The organism is Chryseobacterium paridis, from assembly GCF_016595215.1.
GTDB classification, from domain to species: domain Bacteria; phylum Bacteroidota; class Bacteroidia; order Flavobacteriales; family Weeksellaceae; genus Chryseobacterium; species Chryseobacterium paridis.
In genome coordinates, this window is the sequence record NZ_JAENHK010000001.1 from 960,047 (window position 1) to 986,434 (window position 26,388).

Here is a 26,388-nt window from a genome sequence, read left to right on the forward strand (position 1 = left end):
ATAAGTTTTATCTTTGTTCGAAATGAGAAATATTGCATTTGGAATTCTGGTTGTTGTTTTTGCGCTTCTAAGCTGTAGAAGTGATGATAATGATGTTCAACGAATCGATCAGATTTTTAATCTTTATATGAAAAATGCTGCCGGACAGGATCTATTGAATCCTAAAAAAGCAGGATCTTATACTTCGATTGCGATGAATGACTTTAATGGAGTTAGTGATGTTGCACCAGTAAGTTTCGCGTTAAAAGCGACTGCAGATTCTACTCTTTATATTGAATATATCGATGGAGCAAGAAGACCAAGATTTGATTCTATTAGTCCACAAGATAGAACTTACGAGTCCAGAATAAGATTAAGGCTTACAAAATCTGCTAATGATGTTACTGATGATGTGCTAAGAATACAATATCACTGGACACCAACAGTATTCGAGATATCAAAGGTATTCTATAATGATAAACTAGAGTTTACGAAGAAGCCTGGTGAACCCAATGTTGTCAGAATCGTAAAATAATTTTTTAAATTTGCAAAACTGTTAGCCTAGAAGATCTAATGCCTAACATTCTAATAAACTAACATCTAAATAAAATGTTACAAGTCAATTTTTTACGCGAAAACAAAGAACGCGTTTTAGAAGGTCTGAAAAAAAGACAATTCAAAAATCTTGAGTTGGTAGACGATGCTATTGCTACTGATGATGACAGAAAAAAAATCCAATTTGAATTAGATTCTCAACTTTCCGAAATCAATAAAATCTCCAAAGAAATTGGACTTTTAATGAAGGAAGGAAAAAAAGATGAAGCAGAATCCGCAAAATCTAAAACAGCACAATTTAAAGAGTCGAGTAAAGAATTACAGTCACAACTGGAGATAAAGGAGAAAAAGTTGTTGGATATTTTATACCAGCTTCCAAATATCCCTAATGAGCTTGTGAAGAGTGGAGTATCTGCAGATGATAACGAAATCATTTATCAGTCTCATGATGTTGAAGGCCTTGGAGAAGGAGCAATTCCACATTGGGAGCTTGCAAAAAAATATAATCTTATCGATTTTGAACTAGGAGTTAAAATTGCTGGTGCAGGTTTCCCTGTATACTTAGGAAAGGGAGCGAGAATGCAGAGAGCATTGGTTCAGTATTTCCTTGATAAGAATGTAGATGCCGGATATATGGAAGTGAACCCGCCTCATGTAGTGAATGAAGCTTCAGGATATGGAACTGGTCAGCTGCCGGATAAAGAAGGACAGATGTATCATATTGGTGCAGATGATTTGTATTTAATCCCTACAGCAGAGGTTCCCGTAACAAACTTATACAGAGATGTCTTATTGGAAGAAAAAGATCTTCCGATTAAGAACACTGCTTTTTCACAATGTTACAGAAGGGAAGCGGGAAGCTATGGTGCTCATGTACGAGGGTTGAACCGTCTTCACCAGTTCGAAAAGGTAGAAATTGTAAGAATTGAAAAACCAGAAAACTCTTATGCTGTTTTGGAAGAAATGGTAGAGCATATTAAAGAGATCCTTACAGATCTTGAGCTTCCGTACAGAGTATTGAGACTTTGTGGGGGAGATACAGGTTTCGCTTCTGCGATGACTTATGATTTTGAAGTATGGAGTGCAGCTCAGGAAAAATGGTTAGAAGTAAGTTCTGTTTCTAATTTTGAAACATTCCAGGCTAATCGTTTGAAATGCCGTTATAAAACAGATGGTAAGTCTCAGCTGGTTCATACATTGAATGGATCTGCAATGGCATTACCAAGGATTATGGCTGCATTGCTTGAAAACAATCAAACAGAGGAGGGAATCAGGCTTCCTAAGAAAGTAGCTGAGTATGCTAAATTTGAGCTGATCAACTAAATGATAAAAAATAAAACCACCGAAAGTTCGGTGGTTTTTTATTTTATTCTATTCTGTAATAATGAGGATCTTTTTATCAGCGTGTTTGAATGTAGATTCCTTATCATACAACGCTTTAATATCATATTCTAATCGTACCGTGTGATCATCGATCTGTTTGAGCCAATCATGTTTTCCTGTGATCGATTTTATTTTATTTTCAAATTTTAATGTAGTTCCAATTTGTTTAAAAAGCATGGGAACCATACCGTCTGTTGAAAGAGTTTCTTCCTTTGAGGTTTTAGACCGTAGGGCTTCTTCGATATTTTTAAGATTGAAATTTTCAGTATGTATGGTTAGTGTTTTACCATCCCAGTCATTGTAAATATTTTGATCAATGGGAAGCTTTTCTCCTTTTGTTAAGCCATCCAATGAATTAAGATCTGATTTTGTAAAATGATCTAATTTTAAAGAAAATCCAGAATATTCATTATTTTCCTTATTAGACTTCATGAAAATTTTCTTCATGACCTTTATAGAATCCGGATCCTTGACCTTTAAAGTACCTTCTTTCTTATCGAGGTCATACATACTTGTCCAGGTAATTGGCATTTTATCCATTTCACTAAATTCTTTTTTATTTAATGAATCTGGACTCATTGCTTTCATCTCTGCCATAAATTCTTTTACATCGATATCCATAATGGTTGATGAAGCAGCATCTTTATGGTATATTATTTCAGAATTGATGGTACAGGAATGAAGCGTTATAAGACTTATAACGAAAAAAAGTAATGTTCTTTTCATAGATATAGTTATTAGTGGCAATTTGTTGAGCTATGCTGGTGTGTGCTGTGATCTCCTGGTAAATGGCAATCTCCCTGATTATCTTTAGAAATAGTCATTGCCTCTGATCTCGGAGAGATATAAGGAATTCCCAATTCCAAGCCTCTTATAATGAATAACCCTCCCAGAATAATCATGATAACTGGAATAGCTTTTAGTACTTTTACCCTGAAAGCCTGATTCATTAGGTTTCCGACAAGAACTACAGCAAACATGAATGGAAGTGTCCCTAATCCAAATAAAGCCATATATAAAGCTCCCTGCCATATTCCTCCGCTTGCCAGACTGGCTGTAAGAGCCATATAAACCATTCCGCATGGTAAAAAGCCATTAAGAATACCTGTTGTAAACCTTGAACGGTAGTCAGCCTTTTGAAGAAGTCTTCCTAAATTTGATTTTACTGAAAAAAGAAATTTTGAGAAAAAAGGGATTTTGGAAGCAAAATCTTTTCCACCAAAAGAAAAAACAGCCATAATAATCAGAAGAACTCCAACGGCAATTGTTAAATATTGCTGAAATCCGGCCATTTCGAAGCCTTGCCCGATAATACCTAAAATACCCCCTAAAAGAGAATAGGTAAATATTCTACCGAACTGATAGGTCAGATTTTGTAGGTAGAAATTGGTAGCTTGTTTCTTCGTTAATCCCATCGATAATGCTATAGGACCACACATTCCGATACAGTGAAAACCAGAAGCGAAGCCTAAACCAATTGCCGATAAAATAAGTGCTATTTCCATATCACATCATAATCCATTCTGTAGTTGATTTTGTCCTTAGTCCACATCAATCTTAAAGTATAGCCTCCGGTTTTCAATACCTTGGCCGGAACGATGAATGATTGATTTTCGTCCAACTGCTCAGATCTTTTAATGTCTAAATTCTGATCATCAGTTCTATTTAAAACAAATTTTACAGTCGTATTAGAATTGTTATAATCTTTTGGGAATACTATTTTTATTCCGTTTGTATCCTGACTATACGTAGGCTTCTCCTGTAGATCATCTGCTCTTTTCTTAGCGTCTATTACATCCTGGTATTGTAATTCCTCTTCATAATAATTATCGGTTACCATTTCAGAGTTTTTCTGCCCATTAGGGAATAGAAATAACATTGATAAAATAAATATGATAAATGCAGCTAATGCAATTACAACACCGTGTCCCCAACTAAAATTTTTCATTTCTTCCGGATTTTTTTGTCTTTTATGGTTGTCAATAACCTCTATGATTAGATTTTTAAATTACAGAGGTTTCTAAAATTTAAAAATCTAATTTAAATGGTCCCTCAAAATAAGTTTTATAAGAATCCACCAGTTTTCCTTTCATATCGTAAACTCCTATCGTAATATTTTGTTTGGATAGCTTCATGGCATCTTCAGGAAAGCTTATATTGATTGTTCCTTTTGATATTTTGTCTCTTTCTACGGTAATCTTGCTTGATGCACTGTAGATCACTTCACCTTTTGCCGGTTCTATTATTTTAATAGTTACGATTTTTTTATCGTTTGTTTTATTTAAGAAGGTATAGTTATAAGTATTGGTGATCTTTCCATCTCTTACAAAGAATGTACTTCCTGCAGGTTTAATGAATTTAGCTTCCATTTCACCACGGTTGTAAAGAAGATAACCCAGGAATCCAACCAGAAATATAAGAACTACAGCAAAACCTTTCATTCTTCCTGTGAACTTAAACTCAGTTTGGTTCTCAATTTCATTTTCTGAAGCGTAGCGGACGAGTCCTTTCGGAAGTCCTACTTTTTCCATAACTTCATCACAGGCGTCGATACATGCTGTACAGTTCACACATTCTAGTTGCTGTCCGTCTCTGATGTCGATTCCTGTAGGACAAACAACAACACACTGATGACAGTCTATACAATCTCCTTTTCCTGCAGCTTTTCTGTCTTCACCTTTTCTCCATTTAGAACGGTTTTCACCACGTTTGAAATCATAGAAAACGTTGATGGTATCTTTATCGATTAAAACTCCCTGCAACCTTCCATATGGACAAACCAATGTACATACCTGTTCTCTGAACCATGCAAAAACAAAGTAGAATGCAGCGGTTAAAAGAATCATTACGATGAAATTGGTAGGATGGGTAAAAGGCCCTTCGGAAACAATTCTGAAAACTTCTTGATATCCGACAATATACATGAACATAAAGTGGGTAATGATCAGTGAGATCACAATGTATACAAACCACTTTAAGCTTCTTTTCCAGATCTTTTCACTATTCCAGGGCTGACGGTCCAACTTCATTTGCTTATTTCTGTCACCTTCGATAATAAATTCTATTTTACGAAATATGGATTCCATAAAAATTGTCTGAGGGCATATCCACCCGCAGAAAATTCTTCCGAATGCAATCGTAAAAACGATAATGAATATTAAAGATGCTATAGCTCCTAAAGTAAGGATAAAAAAGTCCTGAGGATAGAAGGGTTGTCCAAAGATAAAAAACTGCCTGTCAATAACATTAAACAACAAGAAAGGATTTCCATTAATTTTTAAAAATGGAACTGCAAAATATATAAGTAATAAAATATAGCTTACAATGTTCCTGTAGTTGGTGTACCTTCCCTTAGGTTTTCTTGGGAACACCCATTTCCTTTTTCCGGATTGTTCCATTGTCCCTATAGAATCTCTATAAGTCTCAGGGTCCAGAACCTGTCCCTGTCCACCGCGTGCTTCTATTTCTTCTATGTCTGACATTTTATGATATGTTTAAAAAAAGAAAAGCATAATTGGTTACTACTTTTTTTAATAACAAATTATGCTTTTCATATGTTTTAATTTTTTTGAAATTATTCTTTTTCCCAATGAGCTTCTGTTCCCTGAGGAGCTGCTCCACCTTGAGCTGGTGTAATTGGAGGTTGTTCCTGATTGATGTGATATACAAAAGCTGCAATCTTCTCAATTTCGGCACCTGAAACCTCTCCATTTTTACCAAATGGTCTCATAGCAGGATTCGTTGGAGAACCATTCCAGTCCATGTGGAAAACGTTTTTAAATAAAGTTTTCTCAGGCTGGTTGATCCAATAGTTATCCGTTAAGTTTGGTCCAATTCCCCCTCTTCCGTCTTCTCCGTGGCAAGATGCACAGTTTGTTTTGAAAAGTTCTTTACCATCTGCAATGTTATCAGCTGAATATTTAGCTGTTTCAATAGTTACAGGAGGTTGAGATTTTTCATATTCTGCAATACTTGCAATTTGCTCTTTATACTCTTTTTCATATTCGCTTAATGGATGAGCGAAATCTGTGAAAGAGTATGCACATATATATACAATACAAAAAGCAGTCCCAAAATAGAATAAACCTACCCACCATTTTGGTAACTGGTTATCTAATTCCATAATACCATCGAAACCGTGATCAATAAGGATGTCTTTCTCTTCAGTAACAGATTGCTTTTTAAATGCACTGTCATACATTCTTCTTAAGAAAGGAATCTTTTTCTCAGACAAGTAAGCTGCTTTTTCTTCTGGAGATAATTTTTTGAATTTATTATTCTCAATTAGATCTCCGATAGAGCTATGAATATAAGCTAAGATAGCACTTATCACAACAGTTCCCCAGAAGTATGGTGAAGCTAAAAACGAGTAGCTTTGTACAAATAAATAATAAAAAACTATTAAAAGTCCAATTATTATTAAAATGTTTATAACAACCGGTGTTCTTTGTTTCATAATAAATTTTTAATTTTTTAAATTAAAGTCATCTTCATCATCCTGCAGAGGAGCCTCTTCTTCTTCTTTGTAATATTTTTTAGGCCTGCTAAAAACATAGATAACCAAAGCAACGAAGAACAGCATAAAGAAAATCAGAGCCAGCGTCTGGTAAAAACCAGCGTTTTCTGTATTGGATAAGATATCTTTAAAGTTCTGAGGAATCATTGAGCCTTAATGTTTTTAGTTATTACTTGCTGTTTTTATTTCTGTTGTTTTAATATCAGTACCTAATCTTTGTAAGTAAGAGATAAGAGCTACAACTTCTTTTTTCTCTAATTCACCTTTAGGTTTCTTTGCATAAGCTACTTTCAAGTCATTTGCTTCAGAGAAGATATCTTTTACAATTTTCGCTGCCTGATTGTCTGCCCATTTGTTAGCAGAGTCTATCTGAGGTTTTGTATATGGTACATCGAAAGTGTTTTTCATCAGTAACATTTTATCAACCATTTTTGATCTGTCTAAATTCGTAGCAATTAACCAAGGGTAACGAGGCATGATAGAACCTGCTGAAGTTGATCTTGGGTTATACATATGCTTATAGTGCCAAGAACTTGGGTTTTTACCTCCTTCTCTATGTAAATCCGGTCCTGTTCTCTTAGATCCCCATAAGAATGGTCTGTCATATACGAACTCTCCCGCTTTTGAATACTGTCCATTTTTACCGTTGAATCTTACGATCTCATCTCTGAATGGTCTTACCATCTGAGAGTGACAAGCATTACAACCTTCACGGATATAAATATCTCTACCCTCTAATTCAAGTGGTGAATAAGGTTTCACTGCTGAAATGGTAGGCACACTTTTCTTAAGAGATAGGGTAGGAATAATTTCAACTGAACTACCGATAGAAATTGTTAAGAAAGATAAGATACCTAATAGTATTGGAGTTCTCTCTAACCAAAGGTGAGTTCCTTCTCCTTCTTTTCTGTTTTTGCTGATATTAGCTAAAGCAGGTGCTTCTGCCGGAACTTCTTTTTGGAATGATCCTTTTCTTACCGTTGCAACAACGTTTACAATCATTAAGATTGCTCCTGAAATATAGAAGAAACCTCCTAAGAATCTCATTTTAAAGTAAGGAATAATAGCAGTTACAGTATCCAGCCAGTTTTTCCACAATAGTGTTCCATCCGGGTTGAATTGTTTCCACATCAATCCTTGAGTAAATCCTGAAATATACATTGGTACTGCATAGAAAATAATTCCTAAAGTCCCTAACCAGAAATGCCAGTTAGCTAATTTTACAGACCATATTTTTGTTCTCCACAAGATTGGTACCAGATAATAGATTACCCCAAATGCCATGAAACCATTCCATCCAAGAGCACCTAAATGTACGTGACCGATAACCCAGTCAGTAAAGTGTCCAATTTTGTTAATGTTTTTTGTTGCTAATAGTGGTCCTTCAAAAGTTGCCATACCATAACAAGTAACAGCTACTACGAAGAATTTAAGAATAGGATTTTCTCTTACTTTATCCCATGCTCCTCTTAAGGTAAGAAGACCATTGAGCATACCCCCCCAAGATGGTGCGATAAGCATGATTGAGAAACCTGTTCCTACTGCCTGAGCCCAAGCTGGAAGAGCAGTATACTGAAGGTGGTGAGGACCAGCCCAGATATATACGAAAATTAATGACCAGAAGTGAATAATAGACAGTTTGTATGAGAAAACTGGTCTGTCAGCAGCTTTTGGTAAGAAGTAGTACATCAGACCCAAAACCGGAGTTGTCAATACGAATGCAACCGCATTGTGACCATACCACCATTGTACTATAGCATCTTTTACCCCAGCATATGCTGAATATGATTTCCATCCTGTGAAAGATAATGGAACTTCTAAGTTGTTAAAAATGTGAAGCATTGCTACTGCGATCCAAGTACCAATATAGAACCAGATAGCTACATAAAGGTGTCTTACCCTTCTCTTAGCAATAGTTAAGAACATGTTGGCACCGAAAATGATCCACGAGAAAGCAATTAAAATATCGATTGGCCATTCATGTTCAGCGTATTCTTTTGAGGTATTAATACCCATAAAGAATGTGATGAACGTAGCAACAATCATAAATTGCCAAGTCCAGAAATGTATCCAAGATAACGTATCACTGTACATTCTTGCTTTCAATAATCTCTGTAGAGAGTAATAAATACCGGTATAAACGATATTACATACGAACGCCCAGATTACAGTGTTGGTGTGCAACATTCTGATTCTACCAAAACCAAATGCACCATGAGTATTAATTAGCCCTTGAATATTACCACTCTTTAAACTCTGAATGGTAGTATCATCTGTACCAAATAAAAATTCAGGAAGCTCAGGGTAGAAAAGCATTAAGGCTGCGGTAAGCCCGAACGTAAACCCTATAAGCCCAAAAACTATGGTCGCATAAAGAAATGCCCGAACAATACTGTTGTCATAACTAAACTTTTGTGTCTCCATATCAACTATTCACTTTTTTCTTCAATTTTATTATTTTCTCCTTTTTCTTTCTCGTCTGTTTTGTTGTCATCTTCTTTTTTCTCCTTTATTTCACCGGAATCAAAAAGAATTCTAACAGCTGGAGACTCATCATCTTCAAACTGTCCTTTTCGGGCGTTGACTATAAAAACGACCAAGAAAATTGCAGCCAAAGAAACACTGCATAGGATCATTAAATATAGAATATCCATCAGACAACAAAATTAACCTATTTTCGGGGTTCAAATTTAGTGAAAAATAATGACATTCATCACGAAATACCGATTCTTGCTAATTTAAAATCAGTCTAAATAAGGGCTTCTACGCCTCTTTGGTAAAGTATTTCCGACCTAAGATCCAGGTTGAAATTGTAGTGAATGCGACTACGGTGATAGAACTTATTGGCATGATTATCGCTGCGAAGAGCGGATGCATATGGCCTGTAACTGCGTAACTTAAACCAACTATATTGTACAGAAAGCTGATTATGAATGTCATTTTCACAATTGTTATTGAGCCTTTACAAACGTTCAGGTATCTGTCTAAGGTAACAACTTTGTCTCCATTCATGATAACATCTGAAGAGGGAGTAAAGCTATTTGTATCATCCGCGATTGCTATTCCGACATTACTTTGCTTAAGTGCACCGGCGTCATTTAAACCATCTCCAAGCATCGCCACTTTGTAGTTTTTATCCTGCAGTTGTTTGATGTAATTAAGCTTGTCTTCAGGGCTCTGATTAAAAGCCATAGCCTGACAATTAGGAATGATGTCCTTTAGCTGACTTTCTTCAGAAGAATTATCTCCACTTAAGATGAAGATTTTATAATTGGTAAGGGTTTTGAATAAATTCTTAAGATGACCTCTGTATTCATTTTTGAAGATGAATTTACCCAGGAATTCATTGTTCTTACTTATATAGACCGCTGTTTCAAGGTTTTTAGATTCCTGGTTGTTGTACCTGGCAGATCCTATTTTATAGCTGTTTCCCCGTACACTAGCTTCGTAACCTTTTCCTGAGATTTCTAAAAATTGCTCAACAGGAAAGTAATCATCATTTACATCGATGAATTCGTATAATGATTTTGAAAGAGGGTGATTGGAGTTTTTTAGTAATGTTTTAATATTCAGTAAATCAAACTCGGATATTTCAGAACCGTCATATTTAATATTGGTCTTCTTTCTGTGGGTAATGGTTCCCGTTTTGTCAAATACCAGTGTGTCAACTTTTGCTATTTTTTCAATAGTCAAAGTATCCTTTACGTAGAATTTATTTCTACCAAGAATTCTCATAATATGCCCAAAAGTAAATGGTGCAGAAAGTGCCAGTGCACAAGGACAAGCGATGATAAGTATTGCTGAAACTACCTGAAACATTTTTTCAAGATCCACGAACGACCAGTAAATTCCTGAGATTAAAGCAATCCCCAAAATAATGAATGTGAAGTATTTACTTATATTATTAGTAAGTGTATCCAGTCCTGTTTCATACTTCTTGAATGCTTCTTTGTTCCAGAGTTGGGTCAGATAACTCTGGTCAACATTTTTTATGACTTCAAGCTCAAGAGAGGAGCCAATTTGTTTTCCGCCTGCAAAAATTTTATCCCCTGGTTGTTTGCTGATGCTTTCACTTTCTCCCGTAATGAAACTATTATCAATGTTTCCTTCTCCGTTGATTAGAATAGCATCTACCGGTATTATTTCCTGATTTCTAACAAGAATTCGGTCTCCCACTTTTACCTCAGAAAGTAAAATATTATCCTGCTTTCCATCAAAATCTACTTTAGTAACAGCAATTGGATAAAATGACTTATAATCACGGTCGTAAGATAGGGCGCTGTATGTTCTTTTTTGGAAGGTTTTTCCTAAAAGCATGAAGAATAATAGTCCGCATAGCGTATCGAAATAACCAGGTCCATAATTTGTCAATACTTCATAGGCACTTCTTCCAAAAAGGACAAAAATTCCTAATACAATAGGAACGTCGATATTGACAATTTTATTTTTTAAACCATACCAGGCAGATTTGTAATAATCTGAGGCAGAATAGAAAACTACCGGAATGGCAAGTAAAAACATCAGGGTTCTGAAAAGCCCTTTGTAATGCTGCATCCAATAATCCTCTCCTCCAATGTATTCGGGGAAGGCAAGGAACATTCCGTTACCAAAAGCAAAACCTGCAATCGCTAACTTTACCAAAAGTGATTTGTCAAGATGGTCAACGTTTTTCTCCGCGGTTTCCAGACTGATAACTGGCTTGTAGCCAAGATTGGTTAAAAACTTAGCTAATTCGCTTAATTTTAAATCGTTATGGTTGAATGAGACCTGTAGGGTCTTTCTTGTAAAATTAACCTGAGAATATTTGATACCCTCATTTAATGTATGGAGACTTTCTAAAAGCCAGATACAAGAAGAGCAATGTATCACTGGAACCTTGAAGGTTATTAAGCTTGTGCTTCCTTCAGAAAAGTCGGTAACTTTCTCAAAAATTTCTGGAGTATCTAAATAATCGAATTGAGAAGAATTTTCATCACTGGGACGAATTCCTGCTCTTTTATTTAATTCGTAAAAATTACTTAGATTGTTGGTATTCAGAATTTCGTAAACGGATCTGCAACCATTGCAACAAAAAGTTTTTTCGTCAAAAAGAATTCTTTCTTTTTCTATGCCTTGACCACAATGAAAACAGTTCTCGCTCACCTCCATAAATTATTGAGGTACAAAATTATAACAAATTTTTTTGTTTATCGAGTTAAAATGTTCTATTTTTGTGATAAATGTCATATTAAAATGTCGCAGGAACAACAGATTGCAATTGAAGAGAGGTTCGCCAGAGTTTTTAATGATAAATCATTTAAAGAAAGACTTTCAAGCGCAGATTTTGAAAAATACATTAGCACAAAAAAGAAATTAAATTTTCAAAAACACGACACTATTTTTGAGGACGGAGAAACTCCAAAAGGAGTTTACTTTTTACAAAGTGGTGCTGCTAAACTTTCTAAATCCGGAGCTTTCGGAAAAGATCAGATTTTAAGATTTATCAAAGAAGGCGATATCATTGGTTACCGATCTTTACTTTGTGGAGAAAACTTTCAGGCTAAGGCTGAAGCAATGACTGATATTGAATGTACTTTTCTACCTGCAGATGTTTTTATGTATCTTTTAGAGGTGGATTCTCAATTATCTTTCGTAATGCTTCAGAAAATCGCTTATGAATTAGGGGAGTCTTCAAATACCATTACATTCCTTGCTCAAAAAACAGTAAGAGAAAGATTAGCTGAAATCCTTTTGCTTTTGGAGCAGAAATTAGGAGTAGATCCCGAAGGGTTTATTAAAATTTCTTTGACAAGAGAAGAAATTGCTAATATTATTGGTACCGCTACTGAAAGTGCCATTCGTTTGATCTCTGAATTTAAACAGGATGATCTCATAGAGGTAGATGGTAGAAATATTAAAATTCTCAATCACGACAAATTAATGAAACTAGGTCACGTAGTTTTATAAATCATACAAAATTTAAGTCGGCGGAAGCCGACTTTTTAACTTTTAAAATATAGATACATTATGTCTGTACATTCTGAAATTAAAAAAGTTACGACTGAAACCTTGCGTAAGATGAAATTTGACAAGGAAAAGATAACAATGCTTACTGCATATGATTTTACCACTGCAAAGATGGTAGATGCCGGAGGAGTAGATGCTATTTTGATAGGAGATTCTGCTGCGAATGTGATGGCAGGTTTCGAAACTACTTTACCGATCACTTTAGATCAGATGATTTATCATGCTCAAAGTGTTGTTCGTGGGGTAGACAGAGCTTTAGTAATTGCAGATTTGCCATTTGGCACCTACCAAAGTAATCCTGAAAAAGCATTAGAGTCTGCGGTTAGAATGATGAAAGAAGGAGGTGCTCATGCTGTGAAAATTGAAGGGGGAAAGGAGATTGCAAAATCTATTAAGAAAATTGTAAATGCAGGAATTCCTGTAATGGGACATTTGGGATTGACTCCTCAGTCTATTTACAAATTCGGAACTTATAAAGTAAGAGCCAAAGATGAAGCAGAGGCGGAAAAATTGATTAGCGATGCACAACTTTTGGAAGAATTAGGTTGCTTCTCTGTTGTTTTAGAAAAAATTCCGGCAGAGCTAGCTAAAAAAGTATCAGAAAGTATTTCTATTCCAACAATCGGAATCGGGGCAGGTGCTGATTGTGATGGGCAGGTTTTAGTGTATCATGATATGGTAGGAATGAATCAGGGATTTAGCCCAAAATTCTTAAGACGTTATCTTGATCTTTATACTGAAATTACAGGAGCTGTCGCTCAATATGTAAAAGATGTAAAAGATGTGAGTTTTCCAAATGAAACAGAAAGTTATTAATTAATGAGAGAAAATCAACAAACTATACAGGGAGTAATTTCCGTTATCGCTCTAATTTGCCTGGCAACAGGATGGTTTAATTTCTTTTCACCGGAAATAAATAATCTTCTTTCCAAAAGAGTGTTTTATATTATTATAGGAATCAGCTTTGCCATTCAGGCACCATTTCTTTCCAATAGAAATTTTGTATATCCGATGTATGCTGCTGCAGGGCTTTGCATTGTAGGAGCATTTTTACCATTGGAGTCCAGGTTGGCTGGAATGAAAACACTTGGTTTATTAGGAGGGATTATCCTTTCTTTATCGAATAGAAGACAGGTTAACTAAATACAATGGAGGAGCAGATTGCTTATGAAGATAACCATCTCTTGGTTGTAAATAAAAAAGTCGGACAGCTTGTACAAGGTGACAAGACTGGCGATGAATCGTTATTAGAATCAATAAAGAACTTTATAAAGAAAAGAGACGCTAAACCGGGAAATGTTTTTCTCGGTTTAGTTCATCGTATAGACCGCCCTACTTCAGGGTTAGTCATTTATGCCAAAACTTCAAAAGCTCTTTCGCGCCTCACTCAGATGGTGAAGAACAGAGAAGTTGAAAAAACTTACTGGGCTGTAGTTCCTAAAGAAATGATTCCTCATAATCAAAGGCTTGTTAATTATTTAAAGAAAAACGAAAAGACAAATAAAGCTATCGTTTTTCCAAAAGCAACCGAAGGGGCAAAGGAGGCAATCTTAACTTACAATGTTATCAAAACCCTTGATAATTATATGTTGCTTCAAATTGATTTGGAAACAGGAAGGCATCACCAGATTCGTGCACAATTATCCAAAATTGGAGTTCCTATCAAAGGAGATTTAAAGTATGGTGCTCCAAGGTCTAATCCTGATGGAGGAATTAATCTTCATGCTAGAATGCTGAAATTTATTCATCCTGTCACTAAAGAAGAGATTGAGATTGTAGCACCTGTTCCCCTGAATGATGCGATCTGGAGAGCTTGTGAGGAGATGTAATATACATTGCTGTTCTTAAAAATAAAAAAGTCTGTTATTCTGGTGATAGCAGACTTTTTTATTTCAATAAAGGACTTGAAGTTTTGCTCATTCTGAAAAAATAACTAACTTCGTCCCATACTTTAGGGGTGTCTGTTCACAAACAGACTGAGACTTTACCCTTTGAACCTGATCTGGATCATACCAGCGTAGGGAAAAGTGAAATGACTTTTTGTTGTACATTCTATTGTACAATTATAGCCATTCCTAAAGTGATTTGTTAAACAAAAACTTTGGAATGGAACTTATAATCAACCACACCCGAAAAACTTTTGATATCCTCCCGGAGAACCTGGAGGAACTTATGGCTTTGGAAGCTCCTGGCCGGAAAAAAGGAATTGCTGTTGCTTTAAACAATAGTATCATTCCTATTTCTTCCTGGCAGCATACTTTACTTCAGGATCAAGATTCAATATTAATTATTATCGCCACACAGGGCGGTTAATCTTATACAACAATACCCAAATTTTATGGCACATTCTATTACATGTTCACCATTTCCCAATTCTAAGAAAATTTATGTGGAAGGACAAATCCATCCTATTAATGTAGCAATGCGTGAAATTCATTTAAGTCCCACCAAGCTTAGTAAAGGTGGCTTTGAGCATAATCCACCTGTAACTGTTTATGATACCTCGGGACCATATACCGACGAAAATGCAGAGATTGATATTTTAAAAGGTTTACCTAGAATAAGGGAACAATGGATTTTAGATAGAAAAGATGTAGAAATATTAGACGGGATTTCATCGGAATATGGTAAAGCCCGTTTGGCAGATCCGAAACTCGATGAATTGCGTTTTTCCTATAATCATAAACCCAAAGTAGCTCTGGAAGGAAAAGAAGTTACCCAGTTATATTATGCCAAACAGGGAATTATTACTCCTGAAATGGAGTATATAGCAATCCGTGAAAATCAAAAGATAGAACAGCTTGATTCCGTTTCGAAAGAAATGGCTTCTCAACATACTGGAAATAGCTTTGGAGCCAGGACTCCTAAAAATAAAATTACCCCAGAGTTTGTGAGGGATGAAATAGCAGCCGGAAGAGCAATTATTCCTAATAACATCAACCATCCTGAAAGCGAGCCAATGATTATCGGGCGAAACTTTTTGGTGAAGATCAATGCCAACATCGGAAACAGTGCAGTTTCTTCCAGCATTGATGAAGAAGTAGAAAAAGCAGTTTGGGCTTGCAGATGGGGAGCAGATACGATTATGGACTTATCCACAGGTAAAAACATCCATGAAACCAGAGAGTGGATTATCAGAAACAGTCCGGTGCCTATTGGAACAGTTCCCATTTATCAGGCACTCGAAAAAGTAAAAGGAGTTCCTGAGGATCTTACCTGGGAAGTTTTTAAAGATACTTTGATAGAGCAGGCAGAGCAGGGAGTTTCTTATTTTACTATTCACGCAGGAGTACTGCTTAGGTATATTCATCTTACGGTTAACAGAGTAACCGGAATTGTTTCCCGTGGCGGTTCAATTATGGCTAAATGGTGTCTGTATCATCACAAAGAAAACTTTTTATATACTCATTTCGAAGAGATCTGTGAAATCATGAAAAAGTATGACGTGGCTTTCTCTCTTGGTGATGGGTTACGCCCTGGTTCCATTGCAGATGCTAATGATGCAGCACAGTTCGCAGAATTGGAAACGCTGGGAGAACTTACCAAGATTGCATGGAAACATAATGTACAGGTAATGATTGAAGGTCCTGGCCATGTACCGATGCATATGATCAAAGAGAATATGGATAAACAATTGGAAGAATGCCATGAAGCACCTTTCTACACGTTGGGTCCATTAACAACGGATATAGCTCCAGGTTATGATCACATTACTTCTGGAATTGGAGCGGCAATGATCGGGTGGTTTGGTTGTGCTATGCTTTGCTATGTTACACCTAAAGAGCACTTAGGGCTTCCGAATAAAAAAGATGTAAAAGATGGTGTGATCACCTACAAATTGGCAGCGCACGCTGCAGATCTTGCAAAAGGACATCCAGGCTCTCAATACAGAGATAATGCTTTGAGTAAAGCCAGATTTGAATTCAGGTGGGAAGATCAGTTCAATCTTTCTTTAGATCCGGAGACCGCAAAAGCTTATCACGACGAAACGTTGCCAGCAGAGGGAGCGAAGATTGCTCATTTCTGTTCGATGTGTGGTCCTAAATTCTGTTCGATGAAAATCACACAGGAAATACGGGAATCAGCTGAAATGGGAATGTTGGAAAAGTCGCAGGAGTTTATTGAAAATGGGAAGGAAATTTATTTATGATCATTGTCATAAGCCCTGAAGAAATCCTTCCAAATGAAGTTGATATTGTTAATGAAATGTTTCAGGAAGGATTGGAATTATTTCATATCCGGAAACCTTTTATCAGTGATCAGGAAATGATCCTTTTTTTAGATCAGATTAATGAATCATTCCATTCGCAATTAGTTATGCATGGTCACTTTGAATTGGCTGGTGAATATGGTATTTCCCGGTTACATATTAGAGAAAATGATCGTATTAATGGATTGCACGCAATGTATGCTGAAAATTATTTGACCTCTACTTCAGTACATAATATCAATGCCTTTAATGCCTTGGAGAAAGATTGGGAATATGCCTTTCTAAGCCCGTTTTTTCCAAGCATTTCAAAACAAGGATATGGAGAAGCATCCACTATTTTGGAAGAAGTAAGAATGAGACATAACCAGAATGTAAAACTGATTGCTTTAGGAGGAATCCAGGAAGAGAACGTAGAGCGGGCTCTTCATTCAGGAGCGGAAGGGGTTGCTTTGTTGGGAGCGATCTGGCAAAATGAGCAGCCTGTGAGTGTTTTTCATAAGTGCAGAGAGGGTGTGATGAAGTATAATTATCAAAAAATATAGAAATTGATCAAAGAAAAATTACAATATATCTCCCAGGGGAATACAAAAGAAGAACAGGAATTCAATATTTACAACGCTTTGGATGCTGGGGTAAAATGGGTACAGGTTCGATGGAAAAATGCCTCTGAAAGTGAGTTGGTTGAATTATGTGAAAAAGCCAGAATACTGTGTAATGAGTATCAGGCAATATGCATTATTAATGACCATATACAAATAGCAAAAGAGATTGAAGCTGATGGAGTGCATTTGGGATTAAATGATGACTCCATACTTAAAGCAAGACAAATTTTAGGAGCAAATAAAATCATTGGTGGAACAGCCAATACTTTGGAACATGTTCTCCAAAGAGTTCAAGAGTCTTGTGATTACATAGGTTTAGGTCCTTTAAGATTCACTGAAACCAAAGAAAAACTAAGTCCGATTTTAGGTTTTGAAGGATATCAGCAATTAATTGAGGATTTAAAAGCAAGATTAATTGACATTCCTATGATTTATGCAATTGGAGGAGTGCGTCTTGAAGATATAGAATTATTACAACAGATAGGAATCTATGGAGTGGCTGTTTCAGGACAGATAACAAGTCAACCATCAATAGCAAATGAATTTATAAAATCATTCAAATGAATCAAACACTAATAATAGCAGACAGAATTTTTGAATCGAGACTTTTCCTGGGAACAGGTAAATTTGGGAATTTAGCAGAAATGACCCAGTCTATTATCGCCTCTGAAAGTAATATGGTGACCATGGCACTAAAAAGGATTGATACCCATTCACAAGACGATGACCTCCTTTATGCGTTGAAACCTACGAATACTCATCTCTTACCCAATACATCAGGTGCCCGTACGGCTAAAGAAGCTGTCTTAGCTGCACAGTTGGCGAGAGAAGCGTTGGAAACAAACTGGGTAAAATTGGAAATTCATCCCGACCCCAAATATTTACTTCCTGATCCTATTGAAACATTATATGCAACAGAAGAACTTGCTAAACTTGGTTTTATCGTAATGCCTTACATTCATGCTGATCCGGTATTATGTAAGCGTCTTGAAGATGCAGGAACGGCGGTCGTGATGCCATTAGGTGCTCCGATTGGTACTAATAAAGGTCTTCGGACATTGGATTTTCTTGAAATTATTATCAGTCAGAGTAAAGTTCCAGTAGTTGTTGATGCTGGAATAGGAGCACCATCCGATGCCGCGAAAGCTATGGAGATAGGTGCCGACGCTGTACTAGTCAATACTGCAATTGCTGTTGCAAAGGATCCTATCAGTATGGCATTGGCATTTAAAGAAGGAGTGGTTGCAGGAAGAAGAGCCTACGAAGCGGGGTTAGGATCAATAAGTTCCCATGCAGAAGCATCAAGTCCACTGACTTCATTTTTATTTGAATAAATAAAGATTGTAGAATGAATAATTTCGAGGCGGTTTTTACATCCTATGAATGGGATGATATCAAACAAAAATTGGATAACGTGACTTTATCTGATGTAGAGTACAGCCTGCAAAAGAGACAGAGAACATTGGATGACTTCCTTAATCTGATTTCAAAAGCTGCTGCATCAAAACTGGAAGTAATGGCGAGGATGACACGTGCCATTACTCAAAAACGTTTTGGTAAGGTGATACAATTGTACGCTCCGCTGTATCTTAGCAATGAGTGTCAGAATATTTGTACGTATTGTGGTTTTAGTTTAGATAATAAGTTGAAAAGAAAAACACTTTCTGATACGGAAATCATGATAGAAGCTTCAGTGTTGAAAACAATGGGAGTGAATCATGTATTACTGGTAAGTGGGGAAGCGAATAAGACTGTCGGAATTACTTATTTTCTAAATGCAGTTCGTTTGTTAAAACCTCATTTTGCCAATATTTCTATTGAAGTACAGCCCCTGTCAGAAGATGAATACAGATTATTACACCAGGAAGGAGTTCATTCTATTCTTGTATACCAGGAGACTTATCATCAGGAAGTATACAAGCAATATCATCCGAAGGGTAAAAAATCGAATTTCCAATTTCGCCTGGATACACCGGATAGAGTGGGGAGGGCTGGAATTCATAAAATGGGGTTAGGGGTTTTACTTGGACTTGAAGACTGGAGGGTTGACAGCTTTTTCAATGCAGCCCATATCGATTACCTCCAAAAAGAATACTGGAAGAGTAAATTTTCGGTGTCCTTTCCAAGACTAAGACCAGCGGAAGGTATTATTGAACCCAATTTTATCATGGAAGATAAAGATCTGCTACAGCTTATTTGTGCGTATCGGATTTGGAATGAAGATCTTGAAATATCTATTTCTACCAGAGAAAATGAGAATTTTAGGAATCATATTGTTTCGCTTGGTGCTACGTCCATGAGTGCCGGTTCAAAAACAAATCCCGGTGGCTATGCAGTGGATCCACAATCTCTTGAACAATTTGAAACTAGTGATGAAAGAAGTATGGAGGTTATAAAAAATATGATCAAAGGAGCAGGGTATGATCCCGTGATGAAAGACTGGGATTCTGTTTACTGTGGAGTTTAATTTTAAAAATTTTAACTATTAAGATCTATTAAGAAGTTAAGTTTAATTAAGAAAAAATAAAAGATTTTTTAAGAACTAATGCTTAAAGTGAAGCTCATCTTAAATTTTCTAAACAACTTCAATTCTCTTAAGGGTTCAACGAATAAATATGCAAAAAGAAGATATTTTTTCCCGATACAGCCGTCAGATATTTATTGATGAAATAGGAGTTGAAGGACAACGAAAGCTTATGTCAGCAAAAGTATTGGTGATAGGAGTCGGAGGTTTAGGAAGTCCTGTTATCCAATATTTAGCTGCAGCAGGAGTTGGAATACTGGGGATTGCAGATTTTGATACTGTTGAATTACATAATCTAAACCGACAGGTCATTCATAATGAAAATAGTGTTGGAACTTCAAAAGTAAAAAGTGCCGTAAAATTTGTTAATGGTCTTAATCGTCATGTGAATGTTATTCCCATTGAAGAAAAAATAGATAGAACGAATATTGAACAAATAATCTCGGAATATGATATTATCGTAGATGGATCGGATAATTTTACTACCAGATATTTAATTAATGATACCTGTGTGAAATTAGAAAAGCCATTGGTATATGGAAGTATATTGGGTTTTTCCGGTCAGATAGCTATATTCAATTACAATGGAAGTAAGAATTTAAGAGATCTCTTTCCTGAGCCTCCATCTGAAGAAAATCTTCCGGATTGTGATAGTTTAGGTGTTTTGGGATCATTACCAGGGATGATTGGAAGTATGATGGCACATCTTGCCTTAAAAATAATTACAGATTTACCTTTAAATATCGATCAGTTAACCCTTATCGATACGTTAGAATGGAGATTCCAAACCATCCATTTTTAAATTATATTGTTTTAAATAAGTGAGGCAGTAAGATTATTCTTACTGCCTCATTTTAGTTTTTCCTTAATCCTATGTGAACTGCCAAATCACTCAGAGATTTCTCCTTCGTCGAAATGACAAACCTCCTTTGAATCCAAGGCTACAATTGACGATTTTGCAATTTAGCAAATCAGCGATTTCGCCTTTCAGCAAGTTACTTCCCATCCTGCTGCATCACTCCTCCATTGTCCTCTTTCTTAGTACTATTCAAAATATTTGGATCTTCTTTAGCTAATTTATTTTTAGTTGGGATTTTATAGTTAATAGAAATTCCGAAGTTTCTTGAATCGTATTTGGTTCTTAAAGTAACTGCTTCTCCTGTAGGTGGATTAGAACGCACCTGCATTACTTGCCCGTTAAAGATATCATTGGCAAAAATAGAAACTGTTAAACGGTTGTCCATAAACTTCTTGGTCAAAGTAATATCCACGTTGTTGTTGAATGGTTTTTCTGCGGTAAAATAAAAGTACCCAGCTTTTGGAGTCAAATAGCTATAGTTTGCTGTCAGCTTTATATCCTTAGGTAATATTAACTGTGTAGAGACATTGAAAATCCAGAATCCTTTATTGTTTAAGTTATCAATGTCATGTTTTTGATATCCTGCATATACATACATGAAATTGATTTTATCAGGATTAAAATTAAACTTCTTGATTTCACTCAATGGTTTAGTGAAAATCATAAAAGGTATAGGAAGACCAACATTAAAGTTGTGAATCTTCATATTAGAAATATTAATCTGCTCATTGAAAAGATTCTTTCCATTTTTTCTGATGATCTGTGCAACCTGATTTTTTGCTGAACTCACACTATATCCAATAAAGGCATAATCGAAAGCAGAAAGCTTTACTTCATAATTGTCAAAGATCGTTGGTTGTAGATTCGGGTTACCAGTAACCTGAGTGTTTGGTCCCTGGAATGTTACGTTATTCGGGTTAAGTGCAGAAATACTTGGTAGGTTGATCTTCTTATTATAATTAGCAGAAAGAGAAACCTGACTCATTAAACTATATTGTACACTGGCATTAGGAAACAATTTAAACTTATTAAAAGGAAGTAGGTTTTTCTGAACCACTGCGCCAGTACTATCAATTACTCTCGTTATTCCGGAAATGTCATAATTCTCAGCACGTGCTCCTAAGGTAAAGTCAAATTTTTTAACCTTTGCCTGAAATTCTAAATAAGTAGATGCTGTCTGTCTCTGGTAATCAAGATTGGTTAACCCTTTACTTTGAGTATCAAAATTTTGCTTTTCATATAATCCACCCAAACTTACTTTGCCACCATCAAGAATTTTGATCGGTTGAGAATAATCTACTTTGAAGTTAGCGATTCTCATATCGGATTCATTGTTCAGTAAGACACCATCTGAAAACCTTGAAACTGTTTCTGTGGGATTAATATAGGTAATATCTCTGTAAACATTGTTCTGATCAAATTTACTGGTCGATTTCGTATATCCAAACTGAAAATCCAGTTTTTGAGACTTATCGCTAAAACGTTTTTGATAAGTTACAACAGCTTCCTGTCTTAAATTGTTTGTGTAAGCAGCATCAAATGCTCCAAAATGCCCTTCTCTGATACTATCTTTAATCTTAAGATATGGTAAATCAGCGAAACCATCACTATTGGTATAATTGGTATTTTTATTATGGTAAATATCATAGTTCACCAATAGTCTGTCTTGCCCAAGATCAAATGTTAATCCTGATTTGGCAAAATAACCACGACCGATTCTATCTGTATTGCTTAATAATAAATCATTCTGATTAGAATTCATCATGCTCTCACGATAGTTTTGACCAATATTTAATTGCCATCCAAAATATTTGTTTCTGGCGTTTAAATTAAGAGAATGGGTTGTTCTGCTTCGGAATTTATCATAATTAGTGAATGAGTAATTACCGGAATAAGTAGCGGTTAAATATTTATTAGCATTTTTATTCGTAATGATATTCATGATTGCACCACCCGAAGTTGCAGGAAATTCAGCTCCTGGCTGAGTAATCACTTCAATTCTGTCCACAGAATTGGCTGGCATTCCTTCTAAAAAAGAATTAAGTTCATTGGAAGTGATATTTAGAGGACGTCCATTAAGATACACGTCAAGTATTTTACCCTGATACATCATTCCTGCAATATCAGTAGAAACAAGTCCCGGAAGTTTTTTAATTCCTTCTAATACATTTCCATTGTTAAGCTGAGGTTGCTCAGAGAAATCGAAAATAGTACGGTCAGCTTTTTGTTCAACGGCTTTTTTAGTTTTGGTCATTACAACCTCTTCAATCTGCTTTTCTTTGACCTGATTATTAGTTTTTTCCTGAGCATGTGTGACTATAATACCCAGAAGAAACAAAACGGATACAATTTTTTTCATAATGTTTTTTTACTACTATTCAGTTAGACGTTTAAAAAGAAATTTTGTTACAAGAAAATTTTTATAGTCTTATTGTAATTCCCTAAATACCCAATAAAATCAGGGAATATGGATCCATAAATCTAAAGTTGATGTTTGCGATTAATCTAATTTTTTTCCGTATTATTTGTTTATTTATAAAATATGTATATCTTTGCCCAATAATTATCAAGAATCTCATAAGATGGGATAGCAACCTGCAAAACAAGCAAGGTGCTGAAATAGATAAGCCGACTCAGCTTCGGAAAAAATGTTTATTCTATTCTTCCTCATCTTATCATTTTTGTTTTAAAGTAAAAATCAATGTTTAAGAACATGGGAAATGACACCACAACAAATTTGACTTTTTGTCTTCCGGATAATGAAACGAGACTTCATTGTTCCTATCAATATGCATATCACTACTCGATGTGTATGTGTTGCTGTTCTTAGCTTTCTTTAGTTTCTATTAACTAACAAAACCGTTTATCGTTTCCATATTTAGCCTTGTATTTCAGGGTTAGGGAATTTCTATTGCTTAAAAGTTTTAAGCAGCTAATCATTAATACAAAAATTTAAAATAAAACACATGCGCAATTTCACACATAGAAGTATTATAACTTCGGCAATACTTATTTCGACATTTTACTACGCACAGTCAGATACTATAAAATCTAAAAAAATAGATGAGGTTGTTTTGCTGGGATCAAGAGGATCGGGTAGATCATTAACAGATACTCCAGTTCCGGTAGATGTCATCAATATCTCAAAAATATTGAAACAAAGTCCGGTCAATAATATCAGCCAGGCTCTTAATTATATCGTTCCTTCTTTTTCTTCTACATCACATACTGTAAATGATGGAACCGACTTTGTAGATCCTGCACAATTGAGAGGATTAGGACCCGATCAGGTTTTGGTTTTATTGAATGGTAAAAGAAGACATCAGTCATCACTGATCAATGTAACTCTTACTCCGGGACGGGGCTCTGTAGGGACTGACCTTAATGCTATTCCAGCTTTTGCTCTGGATAAAATAGAAGTATTAAGAGATGGTGCTTCTGCACAATATGGATCTGATGCGATCGCAGGAGTTGTCAACTTAGGGCTTAAAAAGAGACTAGGATTCTCAGGTCAGCTATTCTTAGGGGGATATGCTTCACCTGTTACCAATAATTTTTCTGGAGGATTGGATGGCGAGACTATTTCTTTAGATCTTAATTATGGTTTTAAACTGGGTAAACAAGGTTTTTTTAATATTACTACATCAACCCAATTTCGTGATCCTTATTCCAGAGCTGGGGTAAGAAATGGGTCAATCTACAATGCGTATAATGCTATTAACTACAGAGCTGCACAAGACGGAGTAGACATAGATGGATTGTATGGAAATATTGGAAATACACCCAATAACCAACAGATTATTAACACAATCAAGCAATACGCAACAAAAGTAAATTACTTTTCTTCAAATTTCCAATCTCAAATATCTAACGCAAATAGCATAACAGCACTTCAGGGATTATTAGGAGGAGATGTTACCAATGACGAGCTTGCTTATAGAGGATTGGAGCGAAAAGATTTCAGCATTAGAGCAGGACAATCAAAACTTCAATCGGCACAACTTTATTACAATTCAGAACTTCCTATTAATGATGATTGGAAAGTCTATTCTTTTGGGGGATACAGTTACAGACTAGGAAATGCAGGCGGTTTTTTCCGTTTGCCAAATACGGAGAGGAATGTCAATTTTATCACTCCTAACGGATATTTACCACAGATTGAATCCACTATCAATGACTATTCTTACGCTGCTGGTATTAAGGGAAAATGGAACGATTGGAATGTAGATTTGAGTAATACTTTTGGTAAGAACACATTTGATTTTGGTGTTGTAAATACTTTCAACTCATCTTTGGCAAATAATTCACCTCGTACCTTTAAAGCTGGTGGATCAGAATTTTTACAAAATACGGTCAACCTTGATCTATCAAAAAAATATGATGTATTACACGGACTAAATGTGGCATTTGGAGGAGAATACCGTTATGAAAACTATAAAGTCAATGCAGGGAATGAAAATTCATATGCTTCTTATGATATTTATGGAAATGTAGTGACGGCCAATACTCCTAAGGATAATTTGGTAACAGATTTCTTTAACGTTACAAGACCTGCCGGATCACAAGTATTTCCTGGATTCAGCCCTGATAATGCTGTTTCGGGTAATAGAAATAGTGTTGCAGGATATGTCGACGTGGAATTGGAACCAACAGACTGGTGGTTGGTAGAGGGAGCTTTACGCTATGAAAACTATTCAGATTTTGGATCTACATTTAATTACAAGTTTGCAACGAATGTAAAATTAGTTGACAACTTCAATTGGAGGGGTGCCATTTCTACTGGGTTTAGAGCACCATCGTTGGCTCAGATCTATTATAGTTCGACCTCTACGCTGATCCAGCAAGGGAATACTACACAGGTTGGAACCTTCAGAAACAATTCTGAAGCAGCACAAGCTTTAGGAATTCCGAAATTGAAACAGGAAACATCACAATCTTATAGCACGGGAGTTACCTGGAAAGTTCCAAAACTTAATTTGGTTGTTACAGCAGATGTCTATTATATTAAAATCAAAGATAGAGTAGTTCTAACTGATTTGTTTTTCAGACCTGAGGGTATTAAAGGAGTAGATTTCCCAGTGGGCTCAGATCAGGCGGTTCTACAGGATGCTTTTGATTTGGCCAGAGCGAGTGCGGCTAATTTCTTTGCGAATGCAGTAGATTCACAAACTAAAGGACTGGATGTTACCATTTCTCAGAATTCCAAACTAGGTTCAGGAGTTAGTCTGGAAAATTACTTTGGTCTTAACCTTAACCAGACAAAAAGGATTGGGGATATACATGCATCTCCTAAGCTTGTAAGTCAGATTAATAATTATTTTTCTGAACCCAACAGAGTTTATTTTGAAGAGGCCGTACCCCGCATAAAGGCGACTCTTTCGAATGTTTTAAAATTTTCTGCTTTCAATGTTCTTGTGAGAAACTCATTCTTCGGTAAAGTAACTGATGCGGATGTATTAGATGCTAACTTCGACGGTGTAATTGGAAAACAAGAACACTTTGAACTGAATAGCCGCTTTGTAACAGATCTTTCCGTGGGATATGATTTTAATAAAAATGTATCAGCCACCATTGGAAGCAACAATATTTTCAATGTAATGCCTTCCAGAAATCCATTGATCAATTCTTTAACAGCGGATAATCAGTTTGTCTATTCCAGACAGGTTTCGCAGTATGGAATTGGGGGGCGATTTTTATTTGCAAGGGTAGAATTTAAATTCTAAAATAGAGAGCGAAATAAGAAGCAGAGGATCA

At 35.8% G+C, this 26,388-nt stretch carries 24 protein-coding genes and 2 riboswitches; of the genes, 14 read left to right on the forward strand and 10 right to left on the reverse strand.

From position 1 onward, the window contains the following. The first annotated feature begins 22 nt into the window (after nt 1-22). Complete coding sequence (locus tag JHL15_RS04445; RefSeq protein WP_200243369.1) at nt 23-514, forward strand: hypothetical protein; 492 nt, start codon at nt 23-25, stop codon at nt 512-514. A 74-nt stretch (nt 515-588) separates the two neighbouring features. Then, nucleotides 589-1,857 carry a serine--tRNA ligase gene (gene serS, locus JHL15_RS04450; RefSeq protein ID WP_200243371.1) on the forward strand — a complete coding sequence of 423 codons (1,269 nt, stop codon included), beginning with the start codon at nt 589-591 and terminating at the stop codon, nt 1,855-1,857. Nucleotides 1,858-1,905: 48 nt separating this feature from the next. Here the strand turns inward: serS and JHL15_RS04455 are convergent, their stop codons facing one another. From JHL15_RS04455 to JHL15_RS04495, 9 genes are all read right to left on the reverse strand, one after another. Next, the gene (locus tag JHL15_RS04455; RefSeq protein WP_200243375.1) at nt 1,906-2,643 is read right to left on the reverse strand and encodes a hypothetical protein; all 738 of its coding nucleotides are present in this window, start codon (nt 2,641-2,643) and stop codon (nt 1,906-1,908) included. Between the two features lie 11 nt (nt 2,644-2,654). Further along, the gene (locus JHL15_RS04460) at nt 2,655-3,422 is read right to left on the reverse strand and encodes a sulfite exporter TauE/SafE family protein (RefSeq protein WP_200243377.1); all 768 of its coding nucleotides are present in this window, start codon (nt 3,420-3,422) and stop codon (nt 2,655-2,657) included. After that, nucleotides 3,413-3,865 carry a FixH family protein gene (locus JHL15_RS04465; RefSeq protein WP_200243379.1) on the reverse strand — a complete coding sequence of 151 codons (453 nt, stop codon included), beginning with the start codon at nt 3,863-3,865 and terminating at the stop codon, nt 3,413-3,415. The genes JHL15_RS04460 and JHL15_RS04465 overlap by 10 nt, the downstream gene beginning before the upstream one ends. A gap of 79 nt (nt 3,866-3,944) precedes the next feature. After that, the gene (ccoG, locus tag JHL15_RS04470; RefSeq protein WP_200243391.1) at nt 3,945-5,399 is read right to left on the reverse strand and encodes a cytochrome c oxidase accessory protein CcoG; all 1,455 of its coding nucleotides are present in this window, start codon (nt 5,397-5,399) and stop codon (nt 3,945-3,947) included. Between the two features lie 92 nt (nt 5,400-5,491). Then, entirely contained in the window at nt 5,492-6,373 is an 882-nt protein-coding gene (locus JHL15_RS04475; protein ID WP_200243394.1) for a cbb3-type cytochrome c oxidase N-terminal domain-containing protein, read from the reverse strand. 9 nt (nt 6,374-6,382) lie between these two features. Then, nucleotides 6,383-6,580, reverse strand: coding sequence for a cbb3-type cytochrome oxidase subunit 3 (locus JHL15_RS04480; protein ID WP_089028120.1), 198 nt, complete (start codon nt 6,578-6,580; stop codon nt 6,383-6,385). A gap of 15 nt (nt 6,581-6,595) precedes the next feature. After that, the gene (ccoN, locus tag JHL15_RS04485) at nt 6,596-8,857 is read right to left on the reverse strand and encodes a cytochrome-c oxidase, cbb3-type subunit I (RefSeq protein ID WP_200243402.1); all 2,262 of its coding nucleotides are present in this window, start codon (nt 8,855-8,857) and stop codon (nt 6,596-6,598) included. 5 nt (nt 8,858-8,862) lie between these two features. Continuing rightward, the gene (ccoS, locus tag JHL15_RS04490) at nt 8,863-9,087 is read right to left on the reverse strand and encodes a cbb3-type cytochrome oxidase assembly protein CcoS (RefSeq protein WP_200243405.1); all 225 of its coding nucleotides are present in this window, start codon (nt 9,085-9,087) and stop codon (nt 8,863-8,865) included. Nucleotides 9,088-9,196: 109 nt separating this feature from the next. Beyond that, nucleotides 9,197-11,575: a heavy metal translocating P-type ATPase gene (locus tag JHL15_RS04495; RefSeq protein WP_200243413.1), complete on the reverse strand. Its 2,379-nt coding sequence runs from the start codon at nt 11,573-11,575 to the stop codon at nt 9,197-9,199. Between the two features lie 90 nt (nt 11,576-11,665). On the opposite strand from JHL15_RS04495, the gene JHL15_RS04500 reads away from it, so the two are divergent. The 11 genes from JHL15_RS04500 to JHL15_RS04550 all read left to right on the forward strand — a co-directional run bounded on the left by JHL15_RS04500 (nt 11,666) and on the right by JHL15_RS04550 (nt 20,577). Then, nucleotides 11,666-12,379 (forward strand): Crp/Fnr family transcriptional regulator, encoded by a 714-nt coding sequence (locus JHL15_RS04500; RefSeq protein ID WP_200243414.1) that lies wholly within the window; start codon nt 11,666-11,668, stop codon nt 12,377-12,379. 60 nt (nt 12,380-12,439) lie between these two features. Further along, nucleotides 12,440-13,255 carry a 3-methyl-2-oxobutanoate hydroxymethyltransferase gene (panB, locus tag JHL15_RS04505; protein ID WP_200243415.1) on the forward strand — a complete coding sequence of 272 codons (816 nt, stop codon included), beginning with the start codon at nt 12,440-12,442 and terminating at the stop codon, nt 13,253-13,255. Nucleotides 13,256-13,258: 3 nt separating this feature from the next. After that, nucleotides 13,259-13,582 carry a hypothetical protein gene (locus tag JHL15_RS04510; RefSeq protein WP_200243416.1) on the forward strand — a complete coding sequence of 108 codons (324 nt, stop codon included), beginning with the start codon at nt 13,259-13,261 and terminating at the stop codon, nt 13,580-13,582. Between the two features lie 5 nt (nt 13,583-13,587). Then, entirely contained in the window at nt 13,588-14,268 is a 681-nt protein-coding gene (locus tag JHL15_RS04515) for an RluA family pseudouridine synthase (protein WP_200243417.1), read from the forward strand. Between the two features lie 114 nt (nt 14,269-14,382). Further along, nucleotides 14,383-14,480: riboswitch (TPP riboswitch) on the forward strand. A 65-nt stretch (nt 14,481-14,545) separates the two neighbouring features. Further along, nucleotides 14,546-14,752 (forward strand): sulfur carrier protein ThiS, encoded by a 207-nt coding sequence (gene thiS, locus JHL15_RS04520; RefSeq protein ID WP_200243420.1) that lies wholly within the window; start codon nt 14,546-14,548, stop codon nt 14,750-14,752. 25 nt (nt 14,753-14,777) lie between these two features. After that, entirely contained in the window at nt 14,778-16,589 is a 1,812-nt protein-coding gene (gene thiC / locus JHL15_RS04525; protein ID WP_200243426.1) for a phosphomethylpyrimidine synthase ThiC, read from the forward strand. Beyond that, a complete protein-coding gene (locus JHL15_RS04530; protein WP_200243428.1) occupies nt 16,586-17,191 on the forward strand; it encodes a thiamine phosphate synthase in 606 nt (201 codons plus the stop codon). Before thiC ends, JHL15_RS04530 begins: the two co-directional genes overlap by 4 nt. 3 nt (nt 17,192-17,194) lie before the next feature. After that, nucleotides 17,195-17,815 carry a thiamine phosphate synthase gene (thiE, locus tag JHL15_RS04535; protein ID WP_234047678.1) on the forward strand — a complete coding sequence of 207 codons (621 nt, stop codon included), beginning with the start codon at nt 17,195-17,197 and terminating at the stop codon, nt 17,813-17,815. Continuing rightward, nucleotides 17,812-18,585, forward strand: coding sequence for a thiazole synthase (locus tag JHL15_RS04540; protein ID WP_200243429.1), 774 nt, complete (start codon nt 17,812-17,814; stop codon nt 18,583-18,585). Before thiE ends, JHL15_RS04540 begins: the two co-directional genes overlap by 4 nt. 14 nt (nt 18,586-18,599) lie before the next feature. Beyond that, nucleotides 18,600-19,718 carry a 2-iminoacetate synthase ThiH gene (gene thiH / locus JHL15_RS04545; RefSeq protein WP_200243435.1) on the forward strand — a complete coding sequence of 373 codons (1,119 nt, stop codon included), beginning with the start codon at nt 18,600-18,602 and terminating at the stop codon, nt 19,716-19,718. A gap of 148 nt (nt 19,719-19,866) precedes the next feature. Then, nucleotides 19,867-20,577, forward strand: coding sequence for a HesA/MoeB/ThiF family protein (locus JHL15_RS04550; protein ID WP_200243437.1), 711 nt, complete (start codon nt 19,867-19,869; stop codon nt 20,575-20,577). A 193-nt stretch (nt 20,578-20,770) separates the two neighbouring features. Here JHL15_RS04550 and JHL15_RS04555 read toward each other — a convergent pair whose 3' ends face one another. Next, the gene (locus JHL15_RS04555; protein ID WP_200243440.1) at nt 20,771-22,993 is read right to left on the reverse strand and encodes an outer membrane beta-barrel family protein; all 2,223 of its coding nucleotides are present in this window, start codon (nt 22,991-22,993) and stop codon (nt 20,771-20,773) included. A gap of 199 nt (nt 22,994-23,192) precedes the next feature. Continuing rightward, a riboswitch (SAM-I-IV-variant riboswitch) is annotated at nt 23,193-23,293 on the forward strand. Nucleotides 23,294-23,600: 307 nt separating this feature from the next. Here JHL15_RS04555 and JHL15_RS04560 point away from each other — a divergent pair. Then, complete coding sequence (locus JHL15_RS04560) at nt 23,601-26,357, forward strand: TonB-dependent receptor plug domain-containing protein (protein WP_200243454.1); 2,757 nt, start codon at nt 23,601-23,603, stop codon at nt 26,355-26,357. Nucleotides 26,358-26,388: the final 31 nt, after the last annotated feature.